The organism is Faecalicoccus sp., from assembly GCF_036552745.1.
In the GTDB taxonomy this organism is placed as follows: Bacteria; Bacillota_I; Bacilli_A; order Erysipelotrichales; family Erysipelotrichaceae; genus Faecalicoccus.
Map to the genome: position 1 here is coordinate 1 of NZ_JAXKBY010000173.1, position 18,150 is coordinate 18,150.

Annotated in this window: 16 protein-coding genes; 12 read left to right on the plus strand and 4 right to left on the minus strand. The window is 36.2% G+C overall.

Annotated elements, in window-relative coordinates; all coding sequences use genetic code 11:
* Positions 1 to 397: 397 nt before the first annotated feature.
* The 7 genes from mutS to mgtE all read left to right on the plus strand — a co-directional run bounded on the left by mutS (position 398) and on the right by mgtE (position 9,735).
* Positions 398 to 2,938 (plus strand): DNA mismatch repair protein MutS, encoded by a 2,541-nt coding sequence (mutS, locus tag U0M88_RS08275; RefSeq protein WP_331869520.1) that lies wholly within the window; start codon positions 398 to 400, stop codon positions 2,936 to 2,938.
* A gap of 11 nt (positions 2,939 to 2,949) precedes the next feature.
* Positions 2,950 to 4,764, plus strand: coding sequence for a DNA mismatch repair endonuclease MutL (gene mutL / locus U0M88_RS08280; protein WP_331869521.1), 1,815 nt, complete (start codon positions 2,950 to 2,952; stop codon positions 4,762 to 4,764).
* On the plus strand, positions 4,757 to 5,656 hold the full coding sequence (gene miaA / locus U0M88_RS08285; RefSeq protein ID WP_331869522.1) for a tRNA (adenosine(37)-N6)-dimethylallyltransferase MiaA: 900 nt from the start codon (positions 4,757 to 4,759) through the stop codon (positions 5,654 to 5,656). The genes mutL and miaA overlap by 8 nt, the downstream gene beginning before the upstream one ends.
* Positions 5,646 to 6,335, plus strand: a complete 690-nt coding sequence (locus tag U0M88_RS08290; RefSeq protein ID WP_229035582.1) for a tRNA threonylcarbamoyladenosine dehydratase — start codon at positions 5,646 to 5,648, stop codon at positions 6,333 to 6,335. Before miaA ends, U0M88_RS08290 begins: the two co-directional genes overlap by 11 nt.
* A 4-nt stretch (positions 6,336 to 6,339) precedes the next feature.
* Positions 6,340 to 7,242, plus strand: coding sequence for a diacylglycerol/lipid kinase family protein (locus U0M88_RS08295; protein WP_117446654.1), 903 nt, complete (start codon positions 6,340 to 6,342; stop codon positions 7,240 to 7,242).
* 86 nt (positions 7,243 to 7,328) lie between these two features.
* Complete coding sequence (locus tag U0M88_RS08300) at positions 7,329 to 8,252, plus strand: calcium/sodium antiporter (RefSeq protein WP_331869523.1); 924 nt, start codon at positions 7,329 to 7,331, stop codon at positions 8,250 to 8,252.
* 166 nt (positions 8,253 to 8,418) lie between these two features.
* Positions 8,419 to 9,735, plus strand: a complete 1,317-nt coding sequence (gene mgtE, locus U0M88_RS08305; protein ID WP_320802129.1) for a magnesium transporter — start codon at positions 8,419 to 8,421, stop codon at positions 9,733 to 9,735.
* 316 nt (positions 9,736 to 10,051) lie between these two features.
* Here the strand turns inward: mgtE and U0M88_RS08310 are convergent, their stop codons facing one another.
* Entirely contained in the window at positions 10,052 to 10,975 is a 924-nt protein-coding gene (locus U0M88_RS08310; protein WP_168964884.1) for a LysR family transcriptional regulator, read from the minus strand.
* Positions 10,976 to 11,185: 210 nt separating this feature from the next.
* Here U0M88_RS08310 and U0M88_RS08315 point away from each other — a divergent pair, with 210 nt between their 5' ends.
* The 3 genes from U0M88_RS08315 to U0M88_RS08325 are packed head-to-tail and all read left to right on the plus strand — an operon-like array spanning position 11,186 to position 14,194.
* A complete protein-coding gene (locus U0M88_RS08315; protein ID WP_331869524.1) occupies positions 11,186 to 12,457 on the plus strand; it encodes an SLC13 family permease in 1,272 nt (423 codons plus the stop codon).
* A gap of 24 nt (positions 12,458 to 12,481) precedes the next feature.
* On the plus strand, positions 12,482 to 13,498 hold the full coding sequence (locus U0M88_RS08320) for a C-terminal binding protein (RefSeq protein ID WP_331869525.1): 1,017 nt from the start codon (positions 12,482 to 12,484) through the stop codon (positions 13,496 to 13,498).
* Positions 13,499 to 13,513: 15 nt separating this feature from the next.
* Positions 13,514 to 14,194 (plus strand): RraA family protein, encoded by a 681-nt coding sequence (locus U0M88_RS08325; RefSeq protein ID WP_206198210.1) that lies wholly within the window; start codon positions 13,514 to 13,516, stop codon positions 14,192 to 14,194.
* A 75-nt stretch (positions 14,195 to 14,269) separates the two neighbouring features.
* Here the strand turns inward: U0M88_RS08325 and U0M88_RS08330 are convergent, their stop codons facing one another.
* The 3 genes from U0M88_RS08330 to U0M88_RS08340 all read right to left on the minus strand — a co-directional run bounded on the left by U0M88_RS08330 (position 14,270) and on the right by U0M88_RS08340 (position 16,263).
* Positions 14,270 to 14,992: an N-acetylmuramoyl-L-alanine amidase family protein gene (locus U0M88_RS08330; RefSeq protein ID WP_331869526.1), complete on the minus strand. Its 723-nt coding sequence runs from the start codon at positions 14,990 to 14,992 to the stop codon at positions 14,270 to 14,272.
* A gap of 69 nt (positions 14,993 to 15,061) precedes the next feature.
* Positions 15,062 to 15,682 (minus strand): YggS family pyridoxal phosphate-dependent enzyme, encoded by a 621-nt coding sequence (locus U0M88_RS08335; protein ID WP_195222193.1) that lies wholly within the window; start codon positions 15,680 to 15,682, stop codon positions 15,062 to 15,064.
* Between the two features lie 38 nt (positions 15,683 to 15,720).
* A complete protein-coding gene (locus U0M88_RS08340; RefSeq protein ID WP_331869527.1) occupies positions 15,721 to 16,263 on the minus strand; it encodes an SOS response-associated peptidase family protein in 543 nt (180 codons plus the stop codon).
* Between the two features lie 219 nt (positions 16,264 to 16,482).
* On the opposite strand from U0M88_RS08340, the gene tmk reads away from it, so the two are divergent.
* On the plus strand, positions 16,483 to 17,115 hold the full coding sequence (tmk, locus tag U0M88_RS08345; protein ID WP_331869528.1) for a dTMP kinase: 633 nt from the start codon (positions 16,483 to 16,485) through the stop codon (positions 17,113 to 17,115).
* A complete protein-coding gene (locus tag U0M88_RS08350) occupies positions 17,108 to 18,040 on the plus strand; it encodes a hypothetical protein (RefSeq protein ID WP_331869529.1) in 933 nt (310 codons plus the stop codon). Before tmk ends, U0M88_RS08350 begins: the two co-directional genes overlap by 8 nt.
* Positions 18,041 to 18,150: the final 110 nt, after the last annotated feature.

Sequence of the window (18,150 nt, forward strand, 5' to 3'; positions counted from 1 at the left end):
GGCAAACATCATCGGGTCGCCCTTTCTCATGTGGCCAGAAAACTGGTTCGTATCATCTTCTTTTTAGAGAAGAACAATGTTGATTATGATCCTAAGAAAATGAGGTAGCCATTTTCTTACAGACCATAATTTTTTCAATCGACCTTTTGTTAGGACTTTTTGTCATGTCTTTTTAAAATTTTTGATTTTTTACTTGATTTCTAATAGTTAATCTCCTTTATTGACTTATATTATACTAAAAAAGTAGGTTATATTTTTACTGTTTCTAATCTTATTATAATTCATGTTTTTGATTTTCTAAGATTGCTTTTTTAAAAATTGGATCTTATTGATTTTGAACCTGACTTTGTGGCGCAGAAAAATTTAAAACTGCACTAAAAGTTGTTATAATAGGTACATGGCAGAAAAAAAATATACACCGATGATGCAGCATTATATAAAACTAAAGGAAGAAAATCCGGAACCCATTCTATTTTATCGTTTGGGTGATTTTTATGAGATGTTTTTTGAAGATGCCAAATTGGCCAGTCAGGAACTTGATTTAGTTTTAACAGGAAGAAGTGCAGGGGTTGAAGAAAAAGTACCCATGTGCGGTATTCCCTATCATGCGGCGAATTCTTATATACAAAGATTGATCAAAAAAGGATATAAAGTAGCTATTTGTGAACAGCTTTCCGATCCGGCCACATCGAAGGGTTTGGTGGATCGCGGGATTATCAAGATTATTACACCGGGAACCTATATGGATGAAAATCAGGATGCAAAGGCTTCTAACTATATGGCCAGTGTAACGGTATCCAGCTTTGAAATCGTTATATTGTATGCAGAACTGAGCACCGGTGAATTAAAATATCAAACGTTAGAACGATCTTTGGTTTCCTTACAAAAAGCATTATTGGAACAGGAAGTCTGTGAAGTCATCTGTCCTTTGAACTTAGATAAACGCTGGAAACAGGCATTGGAAGAAATGGGAACGTGCACGATTTCTTATCAGAAAAAAACAGAGCTTGATCCTAAAGATCTTGTCTTACTTTCAGAGGATGCTTCGGATGTCCTAAAAATGACATTGGCACAGTTGATGGGCTATTTAAAAGAAACACAGAAGCAGCATATCGATCATTTTTTACCTGCAATCTGCATGAATAAAGAAGCTAATTTGATCATGGATTATGAAACCAAAAATCATTTGGAGCTTGTAAACAGTCAATCTTCTAACGATAAAGGATGCAGTTTATGGGATTTTATGGATCGATGTCAAAGTGCGATGGGTTCTCGTCTTTTAAAGAGATGGATCGAAATGCCTTTGTTGGATGTAAATCAGATCAATCAAAGGCAACAGGCGGTATCAAAATTGATCCAGGATTTCATGCTCAGAGAAAATCTCAAAGAGCATTTAATGTATGTATATGATATGGAAAGATTGGCTTCTCGTATGGCTTATGGCAATGCCAGCCCGCGTGATGTACTGCAGCTGGTAGCTACTCTGGAGCATGCCAAGCCCATCTTAGAACTTGCTTCGGCCTTGGAGAGTTATCCGGAATTTATGAATACACCTTCCTGTCAGGATCTGTATCAGTTGATTCAAGGTGCAATCGTACCAGATCCTCCTTTAACAATGAAAGATGGCGGTGTTTTTCAACAAGGCTACAGTCAAGAATTGGATGAACTCCGTGAAATCAGTGAAAAAGGTAAGAATTTTATCTTGGAACTGGAAGCCAGAGAACGTGAAAAAACGGGTGTTAAATCCTTAAAAATCGGATATAACCGTGTTTTTGGGTACTATATCGAAGTCAGAAACGGAAATTTAAGTGCCATCAAAGAAGAATTTGGCTATCATGCCAAACAAACATTGGCCAATGCGACACGTTTTGTGACACAGGAACTTAAGGAAAGAGAAGAACAAATTCTTCATGCACAGGAAGAAAAAGTTAAACTGGAACAAACATTATTTAAAGAACTGTTGGATACGATCAAAGTTCGTCTTTTTGATCTGCATGCCTTGGCAAGCACCTTATCTACGATTGATGTTTTAGTTTCCTTGGCAATCCTGGCCTCTGAAAAAGGCTATGTTTGTCCGTCTTTTCATCCAGATCAAAGCGTATGTATCATAGAAGGAAAGCATCCGATATTAGATGCCCGTATGAAAAAGAAAAAATATGTATCCAATGACTGGATCATGAAAGATGAAGAATCGGTACAGTTGATTACCGGACCCAATATGGGTGGTAAATCTACGTATATGCGACAAAATGCTTTGTTGGTAATCATGGCACAAATGGGAAGTTTTATACCAGCCAAAAAGGCTGAATTGCCGATCTTTGATCGAATTTTTACACGTATTGGTGCCAGTGACGATATCTTGACCGGAAAATCGACATTTATGGTCGAAATGATGGAAGCAAATGTGGCATTGCGATATGCGACAAAGCGCTCGTTGATCTTGTTTGATGAAATCGGACGAGGAACAGCCACCTACGATGGTATGGCTTTAGCACAGGCAATGTTGGAATATATCAATGAGGCCATTCAGGCAAAGACTTTATTTTCGACACATTATCATGAGTTAACACAGTTGGATCAACAACATCCGGGAATTACGAATGTACATGTGGATGTAAAAGAACAAAAAGGAGAGATTGAATTTCGCTATCGAGTGGTTGAGGGAAAAGCCGATAAATCGTATGGTATCAATGTTGCACGATTGGCGCATTTGCCAAAAGTAGTGTTGGATCGTGCCAATCAGCTTTTACGGGATTTTGAAAGCCAGGGTGTATCGCAGGATTATCAGCCCAGTCTTTTTGTCATGGATCAGGTAGAACCAAAAAAATCAGAAATCATGGAGCGACTGCAAAATCTGGATGTTGATTCTATGACACCAAGAGATGCCCAGGATTTCTTATACGAACTGAAAAAACTGGCAGATGCCATTGAAGAATAAAAGGAGGACAAATGTCCAAAATTCAAGTATTAAGTGAACATTTAACGAATATGATCGCAGCCGGTGAAGTTGTAGAACGTCCGGCTGGCATTGTCAAAGAATGTGTGGAAAACAGTATTGATGCCGGTGCCAAAGTTATTGATATCGAGGCGTTTCAAGGCGGTATTGAAAAGCTGATCATTACTGATGATGGAAGCGGTATGGACTATGAAGATGCCCAAATGGCTTTTATGCGCCATGCGACCAGTAAGCTGCAGCAGGAAGAAGATCTATTCAATATCCATACTATGGGCTTTCGTGGAGAAGCATTGCCAAGTATCGCTTCTGTTGCCAAAGTAGAACTGCAGACCAATGATGGAAATCAGGGAACATTGATTCGATATCACTATGGAGAGCTTGTCACAAGGGAAAAGTGCAGCTGTCCATTAGGAACAAGAATTGAAATCAGTTCGTTGTTTTTAAAGACACCGGCTCGATTTAAACATCTAAAAAGTATATCGTATGAATTTAGTATCATTGCCGATCTGGTCAATAAAATGGCTTTGTCTCATCCGGAAATTCGCTTTACTTTATCGCATGATGGACGTATCGTGTTTCAAACTTCCGGAAATGGAAATTTACAGGAAATTCTTTATCAGATGTATGGAAAAGAAGTGGCATCCAACGCGATTCCTTTTGAACAAAAAAGCGATGATTTTCAGATTTCAGGCTATGCCGTACAGCCAAAGATCAACCGGGCTACAAAATATTTTATGTTTATTACGATGAATACACGTCTAATTCGCAGCATTCCCATTCAAAAAGCAATTTTAGATGCTTATTCGCATTATATGCCTTCCAATCGATTCCCTATCATAATTTTGGATATCAAGACTGATGCACAGTTGGTGGATGTCAATGTCCATCCCAACAAATGGGAAATTCGTTTATCCAAGCAAAGTGAATTGTTGGAGTTGATCAAAAAAACATTGATGGAGGCGATTTCTTCTTCTTTACGAACGGTCAAAGTTCAGCCAAAGCCAACGACGGTCTTTGAACAACAACAGATTTCCTTTCCATATCCGGTAAGAAAAGAAGAAAAACAAGTTATCGAACAACCTAAAATACAACCGAAGATCAAAGAAGATCCTATCACAAAGGCTTTTGATACCTATCAAAAACCTATTGAAAACAAGGTGCAGGAGCAAGAAGAAGTCTATGTGGCACCGATCGAAAAAGAAGAAAAAGAGACGACAGTTGGTTATGATTTCTTTTGTCATCTTCGAGTCATAGGACAATTAAAAGAATCCTATATTTTATGTGAAAATGAAGAGGGCTTGGTCATTATCGATCAACATGCGGCACAAGAGCGATATCACTATGAACAGCTTGTAGAAAAACTCAGCCAGCCAACCACACAGACACAACCCCTTATGGTTCCGATACAGCTTCATGTTTCCAGTAATCTGGTAGCACAGGTGGAAAAAATCAATGAACAAGTCAGCTTTTTCGGGCTTTCTTTTGACGTTTTCGGAACGGATCAATTATTGGTTCGCGAGATTCCTTTATGGTTTCAGGATGTGCATCAGGAAGACTTCTTTTATGATCTGTTAGATTATTTTGCGCAAAATCAGGAAGTCGATATGGAAATGCTTCGTAAACATGTGATTGCGACCATGGCCTGTCATTCTTCAATTCGTTTTCATAGAGCCTTAAATCAATCCGAAATGGAACAAGTCATCCTTGATCTGCAAAAGTGTAAACAACCATATCATTGCCCGCATGGCAGACCTACGGTCATCACCATGAGTGATAAAGATCTTAGAAAGGAATTTGAACGTGGATAAAGTTTTGGTTATTGTAGGACCTACAGGTATTGGTAAGACTTCACTTTCCATTCAACTTGCCAAAGAATTTCATGGAGAGATCATATCCGGTGATTCCATGCAGGTATATGATCAAATGGATATTGGTACCGCAAAGATCACAAAAGAAGAAATGGAAGGAATTCCCCATTATCTGGTGGGCATACAAGCTTATGATAAGCCTTACAATGTTAAGATCTTTCAGGAAAAGGCAAGGGAATCCATTCAAAAAATCCTTCAAAAACAGAAGCTTCCGATCTTATGTGGAGGTACCGGTCTATATTTGAAGGCCGCCTTATATGATTATGTCTTTGAAGAAGAAACCTTTGATGAAGCTTATACGAAATATTTGGAAACACTTAACAATGATCAACTCTATGATTTGTTGAAGAGTAAAGATCCTTTATCCTGTGAAAAGATTCACCCGAACAATCGAAAAAGAGTGATTCGTGCTTTACAGATCGTCCATGAAGGTCCATCTAAAAGTCAAAGAGAAGCGCTTCAGGAACATAAACCTTTGTACGATATTTATTTTTTAGGCTTAGATATGGATAGAAGTTTATTATATGAAAGAATCAATCAACGCGTAGAAACCATGTTTGAGCAGGGGCTTGTACAAGAAGCGACAAGATTGTTTCAAGATCCAAAAACATGGAATTATACCAGCTTCCAGGGAATTGGTTATAAAGAATTTAAACCTTATTTTGTAGGAACGGAAACGTTGGATGGAGTCAAAGAAAATATCAAAAAGCACTCCAGACAATATGCCAAAAGACAATATACATGGTTCAAGCACCAAATGTCGGTGCATTGGTTTGATAAAGAGGATCCACAAATAATGACAAAAATCAGGGAATGGTATGATGGAAAATAAAAGAACAGAAGGACTTCTTGGAAAAGAAGCGGTCAATAGATTGGCAAAGAAAACCGTAATGGTCGTAGGATGTGGTGGTGTTGGTTCATTTTGTGTAGAAGCACTGGCAAGAACAGGTGTAGGAAATTTGATTCTGATCGATGCCGATGTTTTTGAACTCAGCAATTTAAATCGTCAGCTGCCGGCCACATTGGAAACGCTGGGAAAATATAAAGTCGATGTTTTAAAAGAGCGTATTCAAACGATTAATCCGGAATGTTGTGTAAAAACATATGCCTTCTTTTATGATTCGACAAAAGATGAAGAATTATTTTCAGAGTCGATAGATTTTGTGATTGACTGTATTGATTCCATTTCCAGTAAGCAGGATCTCTATAAAGCTTGTCTTCAAAGAAATATACCGTTTCTTTCCAGTATGGGGATGGCCCGAAAGAAAGATCCTACAGCGTTAAAAATCATGGACATTGAAAAAACATCGTATGATCCGATGGCCAAACGATTACGGATTTGGAAGCGCAAAAATAAGATACGAGATAAAATATGGGTGGTATCGAGTGTAGAAGCACCGGTTAAACAAGAACCGGATCAACCGCTTTACTCTATGATCTTTGTGCCGGCTACGGCTGGCTTGTTGTTGGCAAATGAATGTATTCAAAGACTTTTAAAGAAAGAAGGATAAGTTTATGAAGGATGTATTTATCATCAATCCCTATTCCGGAAAAAAAGAACAGTATGCTTTGATGCAGCAAATCAAAGAGAATTTTCAAGGGAAACGAATTATCATTGAAAAAACAAAAAATCCGGGACATGCACAGTTTATTGCGCAAAAATATGCCTTAAAGACAGAAGAAGAGGTTCACCTTTTTGTTTGCGGAGGCGATGGTACGCTTCATGAAGTGGTCAATGGAATGGCCGGCGCCAAGCATGTATATCTATCGGTATTGCCTACCGGAACAGGAAATGATTTTATTAAGAGTTTTCCGGCTCTTACTGCGCAAGATTTTTTAAATCTTTCTGAATATGAAAATCCGGTAGAAATGGAATGCGATCTATTAAAGGTAAATGGGGAGTATGTATTAAATACAGCTTCGATCGGCTTTGATGTTCATGTAGCTGATTATGCGAACAAATATAAAAAGTATATTCCGGCCGGAGGAATCATTCCTTATTATATGGGAATGTTGGCAAGTCTTAGAAAGCCATTAGGTCATACATACCGCATACAGATTGATGAAGATCATCTGCCGGAAGAAAAATATACCTTTCTTGTCTTTGCCAACGGGCAATATTATGGTGGTGGATACAGACCCTGTCCGAATGCTTTGTTAAATGATGGCATGATGGATATTTGTTTGATCAAAGATGTTAAGAGAACACAAATCGTATCGATGGCCAAGTTGTATGAAAAAGGAGAACATGTGCAATATCCAGAATTGGCAATGGTAAGCCAAGGTACAACTTGTCATGTAGATACTGAGAACAAAGAAATACTGATGAATCTGGATGGAGAAGTCAGAGCAGTAAAGAATCCTACAATTGAAATTGTATCTAAAGCTGTAAAATTATTATTACCTAATATTGAATAGAAAAGCTTTTAAGCTATTGAAATGTTTTAAATAAAATATTAATACGTTAAACATTAACATATAAATAAAGAAAGAAAGAAATTTTTATGAACTTATTGATTGCGATACTCTTTATTGTTGTAGGATTTATATTTCTTGTCAAAGGAGCCGATTTATTTGTAGAAAGTGCTTCTTCCGTTGCGAAAAAGTTGGGTGTATCTAGTTTAATTATTGGACTTACGATTGTAGCCTTTGGTACATCTATGCCAGAACTTGCGGTTAGTGTTACTGCAGCTCTTCAAGGTGCAAATGAAATTGCCGTAGGAAATGTAGTAGGTTCTAATATTATTAATTTATTAATTGTAGCCGGTGGCAGTGCTTGTATTTATCCAATTGTAGTCAATAAGACCATCTTAAATAGGGACTGGCCAATATCTATCATTGCGGCCGTCTTATTGACAATTATGTTAATAGATCAAAAGATTTCTATTCTGGAAGGCGCTGTTTTATTAGTATGTTTTGTGACTATGCTGGTTGTACAAATTAAACAGACAAAAAAATCAGAAGACATTCAGGCGGACACCAATGACTCTTTTAAAAAATTATTCTTGTTTTTAATTATAGGTATCGCCGGCATTGTGATTGGTGGACAACTTGTGGTAGACGGAGCAACAAGTCTTGCCCGTATTATGGGACTAAGTGAAACTTTGATTGGACTTACAATTGTAGCCTTCGGTACTTCTTTACCTGAACTTGTGACTTCATTGGTTGCAGCTAAAAAAGGAGAAAATGAAATTGCCATGGGAAATGTAATAGGCTCCAACCTATTTAACATTTTCTGTATTCTTGGTGTTTCTGCCGTGTTACATCCAATTGCAGTAGAAGCCACAGCTATTATTGATGCCTTAATCTTAGTTCTAGTCTCTATTGTATTCTGGCTTTTATGTAGGATACATAAATTTGATCGAAAGATTGGTACATTTATGTTGATTACTTATTTTTCCTATATGATTTATATCATTATACGATAAGTTTTAAAATTATGTAGATAAATAAAGTGGATAAATATCTTACCTAAGGATATTTATCCTTTTTTATATACGAATTGTACTATAACGAATTTGTATTTATGCTTTTTCCATGCAAGAAGGAATAAAACAGTCTAAAATAAAGAAGAAAAGCAGGGAGGATTTAAGCATGAACGATAGAAATTGGAAAGACCAAAAAGAATTTCAAGCTTATTTTGATCAATTACATCCAGTAGATATAGCAAGTGAACTGGAAGATTGGCCAGATGAGCAAATCGATGCAATGTGTTCCTACTTAAATGATGAAGATTTGGCCAGTGTTCTTGATCAAAGTGATGACGATGAACGAATGGAAGTCGTGAAGCATGTTCATGATGATCGACTGCTTTCCTTGTTTCAATGGATGCCTAAAGATGAAATTGTTGATTTAATGGGAAATTTACCTATGGATCGAAAAAAACGCCTTTTGAATCGCATGAAACATGATGAACAAACCATCATTCGACAATTGTTACAATATCCAGAAGAATCTGCAGGTGGTATTATGACTACCGATTATATAGCTCTTCGGCTGGATTTAAAGATTTCAGATGCGTTACAGACAATTCGTGATATTGGTCCTAAAACAGAAGTTATTGAAACTCTTTATGTAATCAATGCCAAGCGAGAACTGATAGGTACTGTAGATTTACGAAAGCTATTGGCAGCTAATAAAGAGGCATATATATCAAGTATTATGGAAGCAGATGCGATTTATGTATATCCAGAAATGGATCAGGAAGAAGTCGCAAAACTGGTTGCCAAATATGACTTAAAGGCGATACCTGTTGTGAACGCTAATAAAGCTATCTTAGGAATTATCACTGTTGATGATATTATTGATGTTATTATCGATGAATATGATGAAGACTTACTGCAGATGGCAGGTGTTAGTAAAGAAGAAAGCATTGATACTACACTTTTAGAATCGATTCAAATGCGCTTGCCATGGTTATTGATAAATTTAGCAACTGCATTCTTAGCTTCATTTATTGTTAAAATATTTCAAACAACCATTGAACAAGTTGTGGCCTTATCAGCCGTAATGACCATTGTTTCAGGGATGGGTGGAAATGCCGGAACACAGACAATGTCCATTTTGGTACGTGATTTATCCCATGGTGATATTAAAGCAAAACGAGTGTGGCAGGTACTTTTTAAAGAAATTGCATTGGGTATAATTGATGGCAGTTCGACCGGTCTTGTGACAGCGATTATTGTATATGTGATGTACCATAATGTGTTCTTATCTTTAATTGTATTTTTAGCTATGATTGGTAATTTAGTTGTAGCTGGTATTTTTGGATTATTGATTCCCGTAACCATTTCAAAACTTCATGCCGATCCAGCCATTGCCTCCTCTATTTTTCTTACAACTGCAACGGATGTTTTGGGATTTTTTATCTTCTTAGGATTGGCCACACTCTTCTTGTCACATTTAATGTAGATTGTTCTATTTCAATAATCTTTGTATAGATTAGGCAGAATTAAAAATAATTTAAATCATATTTTTAGTTCTAATAAACAAGTCTATTTTATATCTGTCTTGATCTCATTTTTTTTCAGTATGATAAAGTGCATAAAAATGATGTAAAATTTTATGCACGATTCTACTTTTAAAAAGTATTTATTAAAGAAAATAATTATTTATCATCATTAAATATTAAATGTATGATGATTTAACAGATTATAAAAGTATCGTTTTTATGCAGCTGAATTGAATGCTTATTTTTATAATGAAAAATCATAACTTTTTATAATTTTCACTTAATTATTTGTTTTGTGAAATCAATAAATAATCTACAAACACGACTAAGCTTCTCGTTTTTTCTATATATAACCGCAAATTTCCAATATAATTCAGGTTCATCCAATGTAAAATATGTAATCTCTCCATTTCTATGGCATACATGTGCTCCTTCTTCTGGAACAAATACACATCCCATTCCGGCAACAGATAAATTAATCGCGGTAGTCAGGTTTTCAGTTCGCAATAATATATTGGGTTCGATGTTTTTAGCTGCGAAAAATTCTTGGATTTGGTATGTTAAGTTTTGACCATCTTTAGATAATATCAAAGGAAGTTGGTTAAATATGTCCAAAGGTGCTTTAGGATAACCATTTAAATTTTTTTGATTTTTTAAAATACTTTTAACATATGAATGATTTGTTGGAGCCCCTATTAAAATTTGCTCATTTTTTAATATTTCAATAGAAAATTTGTTATAGTTCATATCTTTTCCAATATTACATACCGCAAAATCTATATGTCCATTTAGAAGTTCTTTTTGAAAATTAACGCTTTTTCCTTCGAATAAATCAATTTTGATATTAGGATATTGTCTATTAAACTCCGGATATACTTCAGGAAGAAAACAGGCAGCACGCCAAAAGGCTATCCCCAGACGTATTCTTCCACTATTTCCTAATTTTATATCTTTTAATTCTTGTAAAATTTCTTTCTCATTTTTTTGTTCTTCTAGTAAAAATTCATAATAGCGTTCTCCAGAATACGTAAGCTTTAAGGGGGATGAATTATGATCAAATAATTCAACACCCAGACGTTTTTCCATTCTTTTTACATATTGAGATAAGGATGGCTGTGATAAATATAGTTTTTGGGCAGCTTTGGAAAGACTGCCTTCTTCAATAATTGTTAGAAAATACTCATTATTCGTGTTTTTCATTTTGATTTCCCTCGAAAATTCTAGTTAAGAAGATTATAACACTGTCATTATAAAGATAAAATTATAATGTTAAAGTTATAAAATGTTTAATAAATTTAGACATTGTACTTATATGTTGAATGAATTATTTTATAGATAACAAAACAACTTAGTATGCGCAGACTAAAATTTTGAATTGAAATTGTAAATGTTTAAATTAGGAGGTTTATTATGAGTCCAGCAGTTATTACGCTATTGGTTTTAGCGGTGATGGTTGCTTTATTTGTATCAGGTAAAGTTCCGTTAGGATTAGTATCCATGGCGGGTGCACTATTACTTGCAATTTTAGGTGTTATTGATAAAGCGGATGTTTTTACTGCTTTTTCAGGTTCTACGATTATTTTGCTAGGTGGAATGATGATTGTCGGACAGGCATTATTTCATACAGGTGTGGCTGATATGTTGGCTAATACCCTTGTGAAAATGACAGGAGTTTCTGAAAATGGAATCATGATTGCGACTGTTTTGACAGCACTGATTCTTTCTAGTATTTGTTCAGGTGTCGGTGTTGTTGCGATGCTATTGCCCATTGTAATCGCTATGGCAATGAAAGCAAAGATTTCAGTATCCAGACAATTAATTCCATTAAGTTTTGCAGCCAGTGTAGGGTGCAATTTAACATTGATTGGTGCAGCCTCTAATGTTTCAACGGCAGGATTGATTGAAGATATGGGAATACCATTTCTGGGATTCTTTGATTTAGGAAAGGTTGGTATTCCTGTATGCATTGCATTTTTAGTTTATTATTTAACGATAGGTAAAAAATTTTTGACTCCCGGTGATACATCCGATCCAGAATACTTAAAAGAATATACTGAAAAAGAGCCAGGCTATAAATTTAGTCCATTGAAGGGTACGATCTGCATCGTTGTATTATTGGCCTTATTAGTGGCAATGGTTTTTGCAGATAAAAGTTTTCCAATGTATTTTATTGCAGCATTAGCTTGTGTAATTTTGATAGCTACCGGATGTATATCCGAAAAGCAGGCTATGAAAGCAGTGGATTGGCCAACACTTTTCATTGTTGGAGGAATGTCAGCTGTATCTAAAGCAATGAGTAGTTCAGGAGCCGGTGCAATGATTACTGATTTAGTCACAAATATGCTGGGACAAAATCCAAATAAATTTATATTTTTGTTGTTTGTCTTAATTCTAACTATGCTTTTAACGAATATGATGATGAACACATCAACAGTTGTTCTTGTTACTCCATTGTTAATACCAATAGCTGTTAGTCTGGGAATCAACCCTGTTGCCGTTGGTGTTGCTATCTGCGTAGCTGCATCTGCACCATTTCTTACTCCGGTGGGATCCGGAACCAATACTTTGGTTATCAAACCGGGAAATCTTGGTTTTAGAGATTTCTTTGTTCCCGGTGTTGGATTATCACTCGTTATTTTAGTAGTAAGTATGATTTTTATTCCAATGTTTTGGCCATTATAAATTCAGGAAAGGTGAAAATTAGAAATGAAAGCAATAGTAGTTGATAAGGATTATGGTTCGGCAAAACCGGAAGAAATCGAAAAGATTCGTAAAATATATACAAGTCAAGGAATAGAATTTGAAGCCTGTCATTTTATTTCAGAAGATGAAATCATACAGGGATGTAAAGAAGCGGATGCCATCTTATGTACGGGCAATCCACCCATTACTAGAAAAGTTATGGAAGCATTACCAAAATTAAAATATGTTCAAAGATTTGGTATTGGTGTAAATTCCATTGATTTAGAGGCAGCTTCAGAATTGAACAAAATTATTTTAAATATTCCAGGATTTTGTGCCAAAGAGCTTGCCGATCTATCATCTAGTTTCATTTTAGGTTTAATACGTAATACAGTCTATTATGATCGAGAAATTCGGAAGGGAAATTGGCCCAAGTGCCAATACTTACTTCCTTTAGATCTTAGAGAACTGACATTAGGATTATATGGATTTGGCTCTGCCGGACAACATTTATATCAAACAATTCATGGTGGATGGAAAACAAAGATAATTGCTTGTGATCCTTATCTTCCAGAAAATGTTAAAGAACAGTATTCTGATATTGAATTTGTTGATTTTGATACTTTGGTTAAAGAATCAGATATTATTTCTATTCATGTAGGTTTAACAAAGGAAACCAGACATATTTTTAACAGGGATGTTTTTAGACAAATGAAGAATAATGCCTTAATCATTAATACGGCGAGGGGGCCAATCATTAATCAGGAAGATCTAGCGTGGGCACTTGAAAATGGTGAAATACGGGGGGCCGGACTGGATACGGTTGAAAAAGAGCCTATTGATCCTAAAGATCCGTTACTAAAGATGGACAATGTGGTTTTATCTGCTCATTGTGGTTCCTATGGAGTCGGTGCAAAGAAGACACAGATCGATACAGTTTGTACATTGATCCCAAAAGCGATATTTGAAAAAAAATTGCCTGCAAGAAATGTAGCGAATAAGAGCGTTATGAAAAAATCGTTAGGAATAAAGTTTTTTTAAAGGAGTGTATGAATAATGAGTATTGGGAATATTATAATCAAAGATTTTAAACGACCGGATCCGGATCTGGTAAAAAAATTTGAAGGGATGCCAGTTGCAAATATTGATGACAACATGAACCGTACAGCTGCAATTGATGCAGGTATTAAACCTATTGGATATAAAGGATCGATGGTAGGTACTGCTTTTACTATTAAAGTTGCACAGGGAGACAATTTAATGTTACATGCAGCTATGGATTTGGCCAAGCCGGGGGATGTTATAGTAATCGATGCTGGAGGCTATACAAATAGAGCAATTTTTGGAGAACTTATGGCAACTTATATGAAGGTTCGAGGTATCAAGGGAGTGATCTGTGATGGAGCTATTCGTGATTATGGAGGATTGGCTGCTTTAGAAAATTTTAGAGTCTATGCACGCGGCGCTAATCCGAATGGCCCCTATAAAAATGGGCCGGGCGAAATAAATACTCCGGTCGTTGTAGGAGGGCAACTTGTTCATCCAGGAGACATCGTTGTAGCCGATGATGATGGAGTTTTATTTATTCGGCCAGAATATGCAGAAAAGTTAGCAAAAGCAACTAAAATGGTAGAAGAAAAAGAATCGAATATTATGAAGCACATTTTAGAAGATCACACATATATCCGCCCATGGGTTGATGCGAAAATTTCAGAAATTGGAACAGAGATTAAATAAACTGTTTTAAAATAGAAACAAAAGGATAGATACAAGACTCTCTTTTGAGAACCATACTTGTTTCTATCCTTTTTTCTAATCAAGTTTTTTGTCTTTTAAAATTTGATGGATATATGATTTTGCGATAGCTTTCGCAATTACTTTTTGGTTTTTGCTTTGTTGAAGATCGGTACACTCCTGATAATTGCTCATATAGCCAGCTTCAAATAATAAAGAAGGAATAGTTTGTTCGCTGACAACATATAAAGGATATTGTTCAACAAATAAAATGCCACGATTGTACGCCCATCCGCTTTCATCTAATTCTTCAGCGATGTTTTCTGCGATTGCCTGAGAAGTTGCATCGTTTTGGCGCACATAGCTTTCGTAGCCAAAAGCACCCGGATCTTCATTGGAATTCATATGAATGCTCAGATAGTAGTCTGCTTTGTTCTCTTGTGCAAATTGAACACGTGCTTTTAGATCCTCTTCTTCATTTTCGGGCCAGGTAATCTCATCACTGTCTCTTGTATAGATGATTTTAATTCTAGGCTCTTCCTTTTCTATCTCTTTTCCAACGGCTAACGCAATTTCTAAATTGATGTCTTTTTCATACGATCCATCGGCACCAATCGTTCCTGCATCATATCCTCCGTGACCGGGATCAATACAAAGTGTGGCAACTGTTTCTACAGGCTCATCACTCTGCGTATCCTGATTTATATGGAGCCAGGAAAAAACGCCGATGATACAACATAGGCATAAAATTACCAGCAAACCGATTTTAACTTTTGGTTTTAATCTTCTTTTTTTAGACATGCGCTTAGTATATCATCTTTTTTTTACAGAAAGCAATTTTCACACGAAGTCACATTTTTTAATAAAATGTTATTCAAACAAAGCCGTTCCGATTCGAACCATGTTGCTTCCATGCTCGATCGCAATTTTATAATCATGACTCATTCCCATAGACAATGTATCAATCTGTGGATAAATAGCTTTCATTTCTGTATAGAGAGAGTGCATAGCTTCAAACTCTTTGGCTACCAGATCCATATCTTCTGTATGGGTGGCCACACACATAAAGCCTTTTACCTGAATATGTTTTAAAGTGCTGATCTTTTCTAAGAAAGAAGCGGCTTCATCATAGGCAAGTCCTGTTTTTAAAGGATCATTGGATATTTTGATCTGCATAAGAACTTTCTGAACCAGATCTTGTTTTGAGGCTTGTTTTTCAATCTCCAAGGCTAACTTTTCAGAGTCTAAAGATTCGATCATATCAACTTTTCCTATAATATATTTGACTTTATTGGTCTGCAGATGGCCGATGATATGCCATGTGTAGGCAGGATCATACTTTTCAAGAAATTCCTGGACACGATTTTCACCAAATGTCGTAAGTCCGGTTTTAGCCATTTCATCGATCTGTTCTTTTGTTCTTTTTTTCGACACCGCAACAACCTGCAGATTTTTATAACTTTTAAGTTCTTCAATTAACTGTGTATTCATTGTACAACCTTCTTTCGAGTATCATTATAGTTCTTCATTTAGAAGAAAGATAGCTGTTTTTGTCTTTGCTTAGACTCTAGTAAAGGTGGAATGCTTTGAAGGATGGAAAACAGGGCAGAGGAATCCTGCAGCCAGGCGCGACATAGCTTTTTATCTAAGATCAAAGGCATGCGATTGTGTATAGAATTGACCGAAGGATTTGCTTTTGTCGTCAATATCACAAATTGATTGTTTTCATAAATTCCTGCCATATACAACATTTGATCATCAAGATAAAACGAAGCCTTTTCTTTTAGTTTTGTCCATTCATAATAACAAGTACAGGGAACAATACAACGATTTTTATAGATCGTATTTCGAAAAGAAGGCTTTTCCAATATCGTTTCACTGCGAGCATTGATCAATAAAGATTGTTTTTGCCATCCAAACCGCATAATCTTTCCCTGTATTCTTTGATTGGATGTGATCCAGGTAAAGGCAGGATCGGTTGGTCGAATCAAACCTTTTGGAATCGAAGGAAGAAGCGATTGTTTTTGTAGGGTTTTGGCATCTTTTTCATCCACATAAAATTGTCCACACATCGTATCACCTTTTTGATTAAACCTAACAGGAATTCATGAAATTTTCAAGACAGGTGCAGTGTTATACAAGTATTCATGAACTATAAAAGAATCAAAATTGAAAAGATGAATAGGAATAGTTTGGCAATTAGGTAAAGTGATGTGATAAACTAAAGGAGATTCTGATCAAAAAGAGTCAGAATTAGAGAAAAGGAAGATTTACACTAGGTTGGTGACAATATGAAACAAGGTGTTTTTATTACATTGGAAGGAAATGATGGTGCCGGTAAAACGACGGTCTGTATGGGATTGAAAAAAGAATTAGAGGCAAGAGGGTACTCGGTTATTTATACAAGAGAACCGGGAGGATCCAAGATTGCGGAGGAAATACGAAATATTCTTTTGAGCGACGAAAATGAGAATATGGATCCCAGAACTGAAGCGTTGTTGTTTGCCGCAAGTCGTCGTCAGCACTTGGTGGATATCGTACTTCCGGCATTACAGGAAAAAAAGATCGTGCTTTGTGATCGGTTTGTTGACTCCAGCCTGGCTTATCAGGGATACGCAAGGGAAATAGGCATTCCGGAAATCTGGGATATCAATCAATTTGCGATTCATGATTGTATGCCTCAAAAAACCATCTTTTTAAAGGTGTCGATGGAAACTGGACAAAAACGAATGAACCAGCGAGGAGAAAAAAATCGTCTGGATAATGAACAAAGTGATTTTCATCAAAAAGTGCGTCAAGGTTATGAAACATTGATTCAGATGTATCCGGATCGAATCTGTGTCATCGATGCCGAACCGGAGCCGGAAGTGGTTCTTAAGTCCGCTTTACATGAGGTTTTGAAGGTGATTCAAAGCTATGAATAAGGAACAGTTAAAGAAAGAACAGCCGGTCGTATATCAAACCTTGTCAAACGCCTTAAAAAGAGATCATCTGGCCCATGCTTATCTATTTGTCGGACCTAAAGGTAGTCCTAAAAATGAGATGGCTGTGCTGTTGGCACAAAGCTTGGTTTGTCATCATACGGACAGCGATGGTTTTGCCTGCCAGGAATGTGATGTCTGCCAGCGTATTCAAAAAGAAGAAGCCATTGATTTTAAGTGGATACATGGTGATAAAAATCGAATCAAGAAAAAAGATATTTTAGATTTACAGTCTTTTTTTGAGGCTACCAGTGTGGAAATAGAAAATCGAAGGATCTATTTTTTAGAACAGTTTGATCAGGCAACACCGGATGCTTCCAATTCACTTTTAAAATTTTTGGAAGAACCTAGACCGGGAATTTTTGCGATCATCAGCGCCGATGAAAAATCAAATGTATTGCCGACGATTCAATCACGTTGTCAATGGATTCAGTTTCGACCGGCATCCAAAAAACGCTTTATAACAATGTTGGAAGAAATGACGGATACTGAAAGTGCGAAAATGTTGGCACAGTTTGGTTATACGATGGAGCAGGCTAAGGAAATCCTTGCCTGGCCGGACTTTGATCTGATCAAAGATTCTGCTAAGAAATATACGATGAACTGGGATGATCTTTCTATGATTCTTTCCATGCAAAGAGAAGTGTTTGTCACAAAGTCCGAACACATGCAGAAAGAAAAGATTCGATTTTGGTTGGAATGTGTACTGTATTATACAAAAGAAAACAAAAAGGGCATTCCATTATCCAAACAAATTCATATTCAGGAAATCCTTATTGAAGGAATGGATATGCTTCGCCGCCCGATTGAACTCGCGTTATTTTTAGATAAACTGTATAATCAGATAAGAAAGGTTGTGATATCTTGAAAAACAACGAGACTCAAAACGAAAATCGTAAATATAAATATATTGTTTATATCCAGTTTGAAGAATCTAAAAAAGCCTATACTTTTGGCTCCGATATACCTTATAAAGAA